This window comes from Sphingobacterium sp. HJSM2_6 (genome assembly GCF_049316305.1).
Lineage (GTDB): Bacteria > Bacteroidota > Bacteroidia > Sphingobacteriales > Sphingobacteriaceae > Sphingobacterium.
In genome coordinates this window covers 109282-122564 of record NZ_JBMOXB010000006.1, presented here as the reverse complement: position 1 = coordinate 122564, position 13283 = coordinate 109282, and the positions used below count along the sequence as shown (strand labels likewise).

Annotated in this window: 8 protein-coding genes; 3 read left to right on the top strand and 5 right to left on the bottom strand. The window is 36.7% G+C overall.

The window, feature by feature from the left end:
- Positions 1 to 10 precede the first annotated feature (10 nt).
- Positions 11 to 1714 (top strand): RagB/SusD family nutrient uptake outer membrane protein, encoded by a 1704-nt coding sequence (locus tag ACFRAE_RS07385; RefSeq protein WP_422796495.1) that lies wholly within the window; start codon positions 11 to 13, stop codon positions 1712 to 1714.
- A 173-nt stretch (positions 1715 to 1887) separates the two neighbouring features.
- Here the strand turns inward: ACFRAE_RS07385 and ACFRAE_RS07380 are convergent, their stop codons facing one another.
- Positions 1888 to 2415, bottom strand: coding sequence for a 30S ribosomal protein S16 (locus tag ACFRAE_RS07380; RefSeq protein ID WP_422796494.1), 528 nt, complete (start codon positions 2413 to 2415; stop codon positions 1888 to 1890).
- A 225-nt stretch (positions 2416 to 2640) separates the two neighbouring features.
- On the opposite strand from ACFRAE_RS07380, the gene ACFRAE_RS07375 reads away from it, so the two are divergent.
- Entirely contained in the window at positions 2641 to 6006 is a 3366-nt protein-coding gene (locus ACFRAE_RS07375; protein WP_422796493.1) for a UvrD-helicase domain-containing protein, read from the top strand.
- Positions 6007 to 6012: 6 nt separating this feature from the next.
- Entirely contained in the window at positions 6013 to 8919 is a 2907-nt protein-coding gene (locus ACFRAE_RS07370; RefSeq protein WP_422796492.1) for a PD-(D/E)XK nuclease family protein, read from the top strand.
- A 61-nt stretch (positions 8920 to 8980) separates the two neighbouring features.
- Here the strand turns inward: ACFRAE_RS07370 and ACFRAE_RS07365 are convergent, their stop codons facing one another.
- The 4 genes from ACFRAE_RS07365 to gldL all read right to left on the bottom strand — a co-directional run bounded on the left by ACFRAE_RS07365 (position 8981) and on the right by gldL (position 13262).
- On the bottom strand, positions 8981 to 9853 hold the full coding sequence (locus ACFRAE_RS07365) for a cupin-like domain-containing protein (protein WP_422796491.1): 873 nt from the start codon (positions 9851 to 9853) through the stop codon (positions 8981 to 8983).
- 144 nt (positions 9854 to 9997) lie between these two features.
- Positions 9998 to 11041, bottom strand: coding sequence for a gliding motility protein GldN (gene gldN, locus ACFRAE_RS07360; protein WP_422796490.1), 1044 nt, complete (start codon positions 11039 to 11041; stop codon positions 9998 to 10000).
- 10 nt (positions 11042 to 11051) lie between these two features.
- A complete protein-coding gene (gene gldM, locus ACFRAE_RS07355) occupies positions 11052 to 12575 on the bottom strand; it encodes a gliding motility protein GldM (protein WP_422796489.1) in 1524 nt (507 codons plus the stop codon).
- 36 nt (positions 12576 to 12611) lie between these two features.
- On the bottom strand, positions 12612 to 13262 hold the full coding sequence (gldL, locus tag ACFRAE_RS07350; RefSeq protein ID WP_422796488.1) for a gliding motility protein GldL: 651 nt from the start codon (positions 13260 to 13262) through the stop codon (positions 12612 to 12614).
- Between the last annotated feature and the right edge of the window lie 21 nt (positions 13263 to 13283).

Genomic DNA, 13283 nt, shown 5'->3' with positions numbered 1-13283 from the left:
ATTACAGGATATGAAAAAGATATATTTAGTATTGATGTCAGCAGTGTTTTTAAGTTCCTGCGAAATTGATCGAGTACCCTACGGATCGTTAGATTCAGACAAAGCTAGCCAAAACCCGGATGCCTTGATTACAGGTGCTTATGCACAGCTTAAAGCATGGTCAGACCCCATGCATAGAGCCGGTGCATATGCGGGCGATAACATGATGATTCGGGGGTCTTCAACCGATGCGTTCTACGAATTTATTTCCTTTGCGCGTACTCCAAATAACGGAAGACTTACAACTTTTTGGAACTCCAGTTATAAAGCTATCGCGCAAGCTTCAAATGCTATAAAACTATTGGAAGAAGGTAAGAGTGCAGAAATAGATCAAAACATTGGCGAGTGTTATTACATACGCGGAATGATGTATTTCTATTTAGTACGTGCCTATGGTAAACCTTATTACCAAAACCCAGAAACGAACCTAGGTGTCCCTATTGTCAATGGAACTCCAGAAGATGTCTTTGGGGATTTAAATCTACCTGACCGTGCTACTGTGAAAGTAACGTATGAACAAGTCATTGCCGACCTAAAAAAGGCAGAGTCTTTAATGACTTTAAGTAAAACAGCGATATACGGAACTAAAGAAGCGGCTCAGGCTCTTTTATCTAGAGTGTATTTATACATGAGTGGTACATATGCAGCGCCTAATACAGAATTTGCTAACCTTGCCGTTGAATATGCTAATAAAGTAATAGCTTCCAACAAGTATAGCATATTGCCTAGAGAAGAAGCGTTAAAATATAACAGCTTCAAACCAGAGGACAACAAAGAAACCATTTTTGCCATCAAACGTGTTGCTTCAGAATACGCTGGTTACGACCATTACTACGGTATCGGTGGTATGTACGCTAACATTGGTGGAATGGGATGGGGAGAAATGTATGCAAGTGCAAAATATATTGATCTATTAAACGAAACTGGTAGAAACGACTGGAGACCCGATCATTATAAAATTGTAGATGCAAGAGCTGCATTTATTGAACCAACCTATGCTACAGATGAAAACACAGGAGAATATACCGAAGTTTTCCGTTTCATTAAAGATGATGCAGGAAATACGTTAAATTACGTTCAAGCACCTACTACAAGAACTGGAAATACCATTACTTGTAAAGATGGAGAAGATACGTATACCTTAACTGCAATCGATGCAGCACAAGGAATTTACAGCATCAATTACAAAGGAGGTAAAACATATAAAGGATATATTGATTATTACATTTCATTAAACCGTGTATATCCACAGTTTTACATTACAAAATGTTCTAAAGAAGGCGAAAATTCACATTTACACTCACCTATTATCAGTCGTTTAAGTGAAGTCTATTTAAATCGTGCAGAAGCTTTAGCTAAACAAGGAAAATATAATGAGGCCTTAACGGATTTAAATTTGATTAGAACAAGATCCATCGTCGATGGCGCTTATTCCTCATTGACTTCGGCAAATGCGAGCAAGTTAATCGATAAAGAAAGACAATTGGAATTAGCCTACCAAGCAGAACGTAGTTATGATGTTTTCCGCAATGGTGATCCATTAGTAAGAAAATATCCAGGACCACATAATCAAACCGAAGATGTGCCTGCTACTGATTTCAGAGTAACTTTTTATATCCCTCAGGATGCAATCAATTCATACCCTGGAACATTAACACAAAACCCTACACAATAAATTTTCATAAGTTTGATTAATTCTTAGGGCTTGTCCAATTGGACAAGCCCTTTTTTTAGGAATACATTATTAGAAATACCCAAGACTGCATCAAACAACTATTGATTGAATAAGGCTATAAACAAAAAAGCCGATCTCTAATGAAATCGGCTTCTTCGAATAATAAAAAAGGACTAGCCTTCTGTTTCTTCCGTGTTTTCAGCTGCTTCTTCAGTAGCTTCCTCCGCTGCTTCTTCAGCAACTGGAGCGTTTTTAGCCGCAATAGATGCTGCTTTTTCTTCTTTTTTCTTAGCTTCAGCTACTAAAGCTGCTTGCTTAGCATCATCTTTAGTTTTAGCTAAACCTGATTTTTTACCTTCAATTTGAGCAGTTTTTCCTTCTGACCAATTTGCGAAAAGCTCTTCAGCTTTTGCTTCATCGAAAGCACCTTTTTTCACACCACCTTGCAAGTGTTTTTTGTATAAAACACCTTTGTAAGAAAGGATAGCGCGAGCTGTTTCAGTAGGTTGTGCACCTTTGTTCATCCAATCTAACGCTTTATCGAAATCTAATACGATAGTCGCTGGATTAGTGTTTGGGTTATAAGAACCTAAACGCTCGATGAATTTACCATCACGTGGAGCACGTGCGTCTGCTACTACTACATGGTAAAAAGGTTTTCCTTTTTTACCTTGTCTTTGCAATCTGATTTTAGTTGCCATTTTCTATTTTTTTTATGTATTCAACATATCCCCCGAGCTACGTGCTAGAGGGGACGCAAAGATAAGCATTATTTTTTTATTTGAAAAACAAGGTTTTATCTTTTAAAGGAAGCCGCGAAGTACCCTAAAAAACTAAAATATTGGTTGACACTAAACTATATATCCATGCCAATCATACCTAGCCTATATCTTCCATTATTCCATTTACTTTCTTACCTTCATAACATGAAAAATGTAGCTCCTTTATCGATTCTAAAGGCATCCGCGGGATCTGGCAAAACCTTCAGTTTAACCATTCATTATATTGCTCTTTTACTTGAAAAAGAAACTAATTATCGTGAAATATTAGCGGTCACTTTTACCAATAAAGCTACAGCAGAAATGAAAGAGCGAATCCTTTCTGTACTGAAAGGGCTTGCCTTAGGGCATGAAAGTAATTTCATTAATCAATATCGTTTTCAAATTCTCGATCAATATCCTCAATGGACTAAAATAGACCTTCGAGAAAAATCCTACCGAATATATCAACGAATTCTACATGATTACAGCCATTTTTCCGTAAGCACGATAGATGGATTTTCTCAAAAAGTTATTCGAAGTTTTACCTACGAGCTCAATTTAGATGCTGGCTACCGTATTGAAATGAATACGAGTAAAGTGAAACAAGATCTAACCATTATGTTAAATCACTTACTCGATGAGAAACCCGAACTACTCGATTGGATTATTAGATTTGCCGAACAAAAAATTAATAATAATGAAAACTGGAACTACCGCCAACAATTAACATCACTGGCTAGTTTAATATTTTCTGAAAACTTTCAAGAATTTGATAGTTATATCCAAGGAGCAGATAGTCATCAAATCTTCAACCTTCTCCATACAGAAATATCTAAAAAAAGTGAAGAATTCCGCACAGCTTTAGCAAGTGCTATCACTGCATTCCATGAAGAATTTCAAAAATTAGGAATTGATGAATCGGAGATGAAAGGAAAATCTAGAAATAAAGTAGTATCCGCTAGCAAAATATCACCCCATATCCATAAACTCTCCAATCAAGAACTTCAGGAAAAAATATTTGACAAATTCATTGCATTAAATGATAATGAAGCAGAATTTACAGATCAAACTAAAGAAATTCGTTACGATCTTATTTTTGCCCTTCAACCCTATATCGACAGCATTGTAGCTTTGCAAAGACATTTTGCTAGGTATATCGCATTTCAAGCTGTAGATTCCAATTTGTATTATTTAAGGTTACTCAAAGAAATGAGTGAATTACTCAGCGTTTGGAGAAAAGAAAATAGTGCACAATTAATCTCAGATGCCCAAATCCTATTGAATAAACTTGGTTTAGACGAACATAACGACCCTACATTTATATGGGAAAAAATAGGAAATCGGTATAATTATTTTCTTTTTGACGAATTTCAAGACACGTCAAGAATTCAATGGAAAAATTATAGTCCATTACTATTAAATGCCCTAAGTACCAGTGCAGGAAAATGGAATGAACACCTCATCGTTGGCGATGTAAAACAAAGTATTTACCGCTGGAGAAATGGCGATTGGCGGATTTTACTAAGCCAAGTAGAACAGCAGGTTATGGACAATTTTCATTTATCACAAACAGATAAAGATCGTTTCTTAAAAATTTCCAGCTTAGATAATAATCATCGCAGTTTAGCAAACATTATCAAACTAAACAATTACTTGTTTTCAAGCATACCAAATCTACTTCAAAACGTATTAAACGAAAAGGTGAATGAGGTATTGAATGAGGAGGGTAAAAATTGGTGGAATACTTCCGGAAATGCCGAACTATTGATCAAAGCGTATGCAGGAAGTGAACAACAAATTCCTGTAAAAAAATTAGATTCATCCCATCCTCAAGGTTCAATAGAAATAAATTTCTTCCCTGTTTCAGACAATAGATACCGCAACAATCAAGTCATGGAGCTTGCCACGGCAGCAGTATGTCAGAAAATTGGCGAATGGATACAATCAGGTCGATATGAGCCTGCTCAAATTGGCATCTTAGTCCGGAGCAATAAACAAGCACAAACGATCATACACGCATTAATGCGTTATAAGTACGAGCAAAATCTCAATTTTGATGTGGTTTCTGGAGATGCCCTCACCTTATCTTCCAATCATGCGATAGCACTCCTCCTGGAAACATTAAAGGCATTTGTATTTCAATCGGATCAGCATGTCATCATTCATGCGAATATGTGCTATTATTACCAATTAATCAATGGACAATCATCCTTTGAACCTTCAACATGGTTAACATTTAAACATAATTCACTAGTTGATTTAGCAGGAATCCTACCACATCAACTGATTGAGCAATGGGCTATGTTACAGAAGATGCCGATGGTTCATCTTATTGAAAAATTAATTGAAATATATGAATTAGGATCAACTGGGAGTATACATCTACCCTATTTATTAGCTTTTAAAGATATCATCACGCAATTTTCCAGTCGTGGAGATCGAGGCATTATACAATTTCTGGAATATTGGGAAGAAGATGGGCAACGCGCTGTATTACCTACGAATGGTGAAATCAACGCGATTGAGGTGACGACTATCCATAAATCTAAAGGCTTAGCCTATGATGTCGTGATGATCCCCTATTCTTCCTGGGCCATAGATGGAATGATCAATTCAGATTTTTGGATTTCCGTAGCCGATACTGAATTCGAAACCTTGGGAAAAATCCCGGTAAAGTATACCCAAATCTTAGGTCGATCTATATTTTATAAACAATATTACGAAGAAATGCTCTTTAATTACATGGATGCATTGAACACCTTCTATGTTGCCAATACTCGCGCGAAACAGCACTTGTACATCTCTGCTCCTGCATTTAAAGAAATTAGGGATAAAAAGAAAGAGGACGAAATTATTGGCTTTGATGTTAAAAGTGAATATATTTCTGATATTCTCTATCAGGCACTTTCGGCAGCGCAATCTCCCTTCAAATTACAAGACCTACAACTGAATATTCAAGAAATAATTCTTCCAAAACCAGCAGAAAAAGAATCCTTATTACATATTCCTACCGCTATAAACCATTACCCTGTTTCAACAGAACTCGACAAGGTATTTAACCGAACAGTAAAAGAGAATGTAAATCAAATATTACTCTTAGAGAAAGCTGCACAATACGGGGAATTGGCGCATGAGATTATTGCACTAGTTTATGAAGAAAAAGACATCCTAAGATTAGTAGATCAATATATTCAAGAAGGAATTATCGCCAGTGCAGAACGGGAGATTCTTCTCGATGAAATCAACCAGATTTGGAAACACCCGCTAATTAAACAATGGCTCTCTGGGGATTATAAAATCTGGAATGAAGCTAGCATTCTTATTGCAGGTGGTGAAACCAAAAGACCAGATAAAGTCTTTACGAGCCCCAATGAAACTATCGTACTGGATTTTAAATTTACACAAGGAAATTATTCCAAACACAAAGAACAGGTAGACCTGTACATGGAAGCATTAAGGAGTATTGGCTATCAAAACGTAAAAGGCTATTTATATTATGCTAAGACTCGAGAATTAGTTCAAGTTATCTAAAAAATTATGAAACAACCTTTTCTACGCATTATTGCAGAACATATACAACAGCTTTTTGGATCAGAATTAGCAGATATCGCTATCGTTTTCAATAACAAGAGACCTATTACTTATTTAAAAAAACATTTAGTTGATGTCTATCAACAAGCATTATGGTCTCCACAGTTTTTTACCATCCAAGAGTTCCTTGCAAAATCAACAAGCAAGACACAAGCAAGTCCACTCAGTCAATTCTTTTACTTGTATGAACTTCACAACGACTTATTAATGCAAGAAGGCCTAGAGCCCGAGTCATTAGAAGAATTTTATCCCATTGCTGAAATTATTTTAAGTGACTTCAACCAATTGGATTATGACTTAGTACCCATAGATCAGGTTTTCCTAGAACTAAACGATCAAATGGAAATTGATTTAGCATTTCAGCATTTTACGGAAGAGCAATTATACTTTATCAAGCAGTTTTGGCAAACTTTCAGTCAGCAAGGACATTCAGCAGTCCAGCAACGTTTTTTAAAATTATGGAGAAGGCTTCCCAAATTATATCAAGCATTCAAAGAAAAATTAGCGGCAGAAAAACAAACTAATCATGCGAGTATCTATCGTGAATTGGCAGAGGGACGTGCAGAAAACAATGAATTTATTAACGATTACAAAAAAGTATTATTCATCGGGTTTAACGCTCTAAATAAAGCAGAAGCAACCTTATTCAAGTCCTGGCAAGAGCAAGAAAAGGCTTTGTTTTACTTTGATGCAGATCGGCATTATACAGAAGATAACATGCAAGAAGCAGGGTTATTTATTCGGAAAAACTGCTATCAAACAGGCTTAGTTAATGCATTGGGTCCATTTCAAGATCATATCGCTAGTCAGACTACGGATGTACATCTATACCAATGCTTAGGAAAGAATAGTGAGACGAAACTCTTATACGATATTCTCTCCAATAATCGCCCCCTACTAGAAGACCCTACTAAAACCACAGCCATCTTATTGGCCGATGAAAGTCTATTAGTTTCTTTATTACAAAGTTTACCCGCCTATCATGTTAATATTACCACCGGTTATCCGTTGATCCAATCCCCTATTTACGGATTCATCGACCTATGGATGGAGGTACAAGTACAGATATCGCAATATAAAAAAGATAAAATTCCGTATACGTTATTGGAGACATTCATCGCTCATCCATTAGCACGAATGAGCGCGATTCAACAAAAAAATATCCAAAAAGAAATCGCTGAAAAACAACTTTTTGAAGTTCCTCTTCAAGACATTCGTATTGAAAGCTCTTGTGTACCCTATTATTTTCAAGCGATTATCCAAGAGGATCAAGTCGTATCTATGCTATTGCAAATCGTTGAGGACCTTCTACAGGCCATTCAAAGTCAGGAAGGAATCAATCGCATTGAAGTCGATTTATTAATCGAACTTAGAAAAGTACTTTTACAGTTACAATTAGGATTTGAACGTTTACAACGATTGAGCATTGGTTTTCAAATAGGATTAATCCGAAAAGCTATTGCACCCATCAACTCGGCAATTCAAGGAAACCCTTTAGAAGGGATTCAAATAATGGGTTTATTAGAAAGTCGATGTTTAAATTTTGACCAGGTGTATATTTTAGGAGCTAATGAAGGTATATTACCTAAAATTGCGGGATCGCCAACCTTCCTTCCTAATAATCTGCGAAAAGCCTATCAATTACCTGTATTGGAAAATCAAGACGCATTATCCGCATACCTATTTTACAGGCATTTTCAATACAGCCCCAATATTCACCTTTTTTACAATGGAATAATTGATGAAAACAGTACTGGTGAAGAAAGTCGATTTATAAAACAATTGGAATTTGAAACCAATTTTAACTTTATCCATCATGTCCAACAACAACCTTTATTATTTCCAGCACAGCCGGATGAATTAATTATTGAAAAGAAAGAGGAGGTTTGGAATGCATTATATTCAAAATACATAGTACAAGGGAAATCTTTATCCGCCTCTGCATTTACAACCTACTTATCCTCTCCGATTCAATTTTTCATCAAGTATGTTGCGGAGATTAAAGAACCTCCAACAGTGTCTCAGGAATTTGAAATGAATAAACTCGGCACCATTATTCATGAATGTATGGAGCACTTATTAACCCCCTTAGTAGGCTTAGAAGATTTTACAGAAACCGCCATTTTTAAATCTAAAATCGAATTAGTCGATCAATTGGTCTTACAAGAAATTGCAAAAGTTTATTCCAGTGATATCCAAACACTAAATGACTTGAACAGTCTCCAACGGATCATGCATAAAATTGCTAGTGAATATGTTAAACTCTACCTCAGTTATGACATCGAAGAATACCAAGCCATACGAATTATAGAATTAGAAAACAGCGAGGATTATTACCTTAATTTTGACCTGCAGATTGAAGGTAAAACAGAAAAAATTAAGCTCTTTGGAATTATTGACCGTGTAGATGAGGTGATTACGAAAGATGGAGAGCACAAAATGAGAATAGTAGATTATAAAACCGGAGCGGATGAAGTCTTATTCAGTAATTTAGATGCCGTATTTAGCGAAAACACGAGCAATAAGGCCTTACTTCAAACCTTGTTTTATGCTTATGTTTATGAACAGGTTAAAGGGATATCTGGGCTTGAGCCTCATTTGTATGTGGCTAGAAGGATGCGTGAAGACGGGACTATTTTTAGAAATAAATCGGGCAATATGGTCTTTACAGATGAAAATTTATCAGCGCAAAAAATACGGTTTGTCGATTTTCTAAAAACACAATTAGAAGATCTTTTTAATCCAAACAAGCCATTTAAGCACCATCCTGATGCCCGAGTTTATCCATCAGATCCATACCAGCTTTTTTATAAATACAGTTTAGAGCATAAAACCGATGAAGAGGTAGATTAGAAAAACTACCCCATAAAAAAGGAGGCCTTTGGTTAAAGACCTCCTTTTTTATGGGGTTGGTTTATGAATTTTTAAACTTCTTCATCGCTCTATTTGCGCGACTTCTAGCAGTTTTAATTTTATAATCCAGCCATTTATCTTTAAATATTTTACGCATCGTATCATCAAAATGACGCGTAATGAATAAATTTCTAGCTCCTTTCAATTTCTCACTTAATGTATTTGCTAGTGCTCGTACAGAAATGGAATAGCCTTCAGTTTCATATTGAATATAATGCCACCAGCCTGCAGGCATGTATAAAGTTTCACCAGGATGTATTACCGCTTCATATCCTTCCAAAAACTCAATTCCTGGATACTCTTCTACCTTGCTAAATTTAGGATTAGCTATACTATGAAAATTGTAGGGCAACTTATACATAAGATCCGATTGATCATTCGGGAATAACCAAATACGTTTTGCTCCTTGAAATTGAGAGATGAATACATGAGACATATCAATATCAAAATGATTTCTTGTTGCAGAACCTTCTCCTCCAAAAAACATATATGGAAGCCATTGTAGGACTTTTCCGTCAGTTAAATCATTATATACAACATCTTTTTTTAATTCAGGTCTAATCTTCAATAAATTGAATAAAAACAGACGCAATTCCGTAGGACCTTTACTGATTAAATCTAGGTATTCCCCAAAACTCATTTTACCCACTGGAGGGCTAGCTGCATGATTTTGAGACTCCTCTTCACGGCCATATACATCGATCTGTTCGTTACCCGCTATTTCTTTGAAATAGTCATAACTCCATTTGGTCCAACAAGGACTATCCTGACGGATAAAATCCTTTATAATTACCGGTTGACTCTTATTAAGATAATCTTTTACGAAGTCTTTCGGTTCAACACCAGAGATACTATTAACAGGTTTTAATTTCACAAGTTTACCTTTTTTGTATTTATACAAACATAAAAAAAATATTCCTACAATATATGCTTTGAATATTACCTTGACAGCAATTATTGCATTTCTAAAGCAAATTATGTAGAAATATTTTCTAAAAAAATGACTAAAATCAATTTTCTAATAGGACCAGAGATCTTGTTCGTAATCCATTAGCGATTTTTTTATACGTTCCGATTCAAAAAGTCGTTCTAAATCATCGGAAATATAGTCTTTTATTCTCAAATCTTCAGGGTTAGATTGTTTTACTATATAACTGGAAAACATTCGTTTGATGAACACATCATCGTAACTCAACCCTGTAGCATCACTGTTTCTATTCATTACTTCTTTATTGACCAGCACATGCCTTGCTTCTGGAAAATAAATCCAAAATGCTGGTGTGGCATCAATTTGCGGTGCAAATGGTTGAGCAGGGATTGCTGCTATAGGTACATTGGCATTTTCTGCGGTAGATTCAGCCCCTTCCGTTTCAGCAGCTTGTACTGCAAAAGGATCGAAAGGATCTGCAGGAGATGCTGCCGCGTTTTCATCGGCATTCGGAGCCTGGAAATCACTCATTCCAGGTATTTGAGGCGTAATTAAAGGTGCTATGCCAATAATCCGAGCTTCAAAAACCGAACGCTGCTTGTCAAATATCCAATCTTCTTTAATACGAAATTTGACCACCTGGGTTGGATCAAAATCCCGCTGTTGATAGCTGGATCCTACCACCTCATTGTTCTCATTAAATTCCTCCACTAAAATAGAGTCTCCACCGAAACGTGCCATCACCTGATCGGGTGCTAGCAATGTCTTAAAAGAATCTCCGTTGGGATCATTTTTCGTAGGTGTGGGATCATAAGCTCTTAATTTCCCCTCTTGGATGGCTTCTAATAAAATGCTTATTAAACTCGATTTCGGTGAAGCAAAGGCCTGATTAAATTTTTCACGTAGATCAATTTCACGCCACACCCGCTTACTAAATGCAATATCCGTTTGCCGAATATTAGCATAGGGTACCACCTTACGGTTCTCCACATCCGATTTCATGACATAGCCATCGATCGGAGGAAGGGTGTCAATAGGGTCTACGCTATTGTTTAGATTTTCTTGCTGCGCCATAGCCTGCAATGAAACTAACATGGCAATCGAAAACAGCATCTTTTTCATATTTTCAATCATCTTACGCTGATTAATTAGTCACTTGAAAAGTGATAGGATCCAGATTTTGAGCCACCCCATCTGGGCCTACACCGACAATATCATAAATCATAACTACGGAACCACTAGTGACTCCACTTAGTCCAGATTTCATTTGTGCACTAAAATTAGATCCACTGGTCGAATATGGCCCTACAGGATCTACTCTAGGTTTAGCGATATACATATTGAATTTTGATATGCTGAATTTAGCATCGAATTCAAAATTTTCTAAGGATGCCGCTACTACATTTTGTCCCCTTAGTTGAGCTGCAGAAATACGTCCACCAGTTTTTCCTGCTACTCGAGCTGTTGGTTTAGGTATACGTTTCACTCTAAATTTGGTACTGCTCAGTTGTTGGGTTTTATCACCAACTTTAGCAGATACATTCACCGTAGCCTCCCCGGTCGCAGACACACGTGCATTGTATTTTCCACCAGAACCTGAAACTGAAACCCCTGAACCTGAAACCAAAAGGTTTTCTTTCGGAATTCCTGGTGCAGATACTGATATTGGATTATCAACCCCAATATACAATACGTTCATCTTGTCTGGTGATACAACAGCCGAAGGGCGTGCCACCTGGTAAGACATCGGTTCCGTTTCATAGGTTTTCAGCGTACCATCCGTTTGTTGAACTTGAATAGTACCTTTCCAATTAAATACCCCTTCTGCGGAAGTATTAACGGTGTATGTTCCTTGTCCATCGACCACCTGTAATGCAGAACCATTGACTGCAATTTGAGGGGTAGATTTAGAATCATAAGCGGTAAGAAATACTTTCGCCGAATATGGCTGTCCTTGAATTAAATAAGAAGTTGGCGCTACAGCGACCGCAGAAAAACGATCTAAATTGACAACTGCTTGGTCCATCTTTCCAAAGATATGTTTCACAACAGCAGATTCCGCGTTTTTTGCATCAGCACTTATTTTTTCTAAGGCTGTTATTGCTGCAGTTAATGGGATTCCATCGCCAAAATTAGACTCTTCCCACGTTTTCTTTATCCCTCCCCGAGGTTTAGGATCTTCCGCTGAAAGACTGAAATTTACTTCATTATTACTTAATCCTTTTAAATCAGCAGCCGTTTTACTTATTAAGTTCTTTAATTCCGTACCTCGACCTTCATTTAGCATTAATCGGGGAGAGATATCCGTATCACTGCGGTAGCTTACATCACCCGTATTTTCATCGATACCACCACCATTCTGAACAAATAACTCCCGGTATTCATTCAATTTAGTGGTCAAATTGCCAATTAATTTCCGAGCTTGCTCCGCCTTATCTAATAAAGGTTTTGCACGTTCTGGATTCTCTTTCATTTTCGTTTCCTGGAATGACAAAAACATGTTGTCAATCCCAGTTTGTGTATTTTCAGTGGATGTTTTCAAACTATCCCCTAAATTTTTAAAAGCATCCAACAACGAGTCACTTACATTTAATGCTACTAATCCAAGTAGAACTAAATACAAGATGCCAATCATCTTCTGCCTAGGTGTTTCTCTTTTACCAGCCATAAAGTAATTATCTATTTAATGATCTAGTTAAATCCTTTATGATCTATTTCCTGTTGTATTCATCGCCGAAAGCATGTTGCCATATATAGCATTTAAAGAAGCTAAGTTTTTATTGAATGTACTTACCTGTTCTTTAAATTGTTGCATATCTGCTGAAGACTCGTTAAACGTTTGTAAATCTGCCGCTGCTCTTTCAAAAGCATGACTTAATTGTGCCGCTCCAGTAGATGCAGCATTCAATTTATCGGCAAATTGATTTGTTGCTGTTGCTGTGTCCGACACTTTGGATATCGCCGCAACCTTATCTCCAAAACTTCTCAAACCATCGCCCAGGTTGCCAATTAAATGCTCATCAATTTTTGCATCCTGCAAAAGTTTGTCTAAAGCAGCTGTATTACCTATCGCTATAGGTTGCGCTACTTGATTCACTGCTGCAGTTCTTGCTGGCAGTTCTCCCGCAAATTCCTCATCCAATTCAGGATATACACGTGTCCAATCCACTTCCTCTTCGGCAGCCAAAAACCCCATAATAAAGAATAATAAAGCTTCTACCGCTAGACCGATTCCAATCATCCAATTACCATAAGGAAAATGAAGAATTTTAAACATCAAACCGATAATTACGACGGTTGCCCCCCAATTAATTAATGTGTTTATTCCAAATTTGAATTTTTTCTTTCTTGCCATGTTAAGTTTTATTTGTGGTTG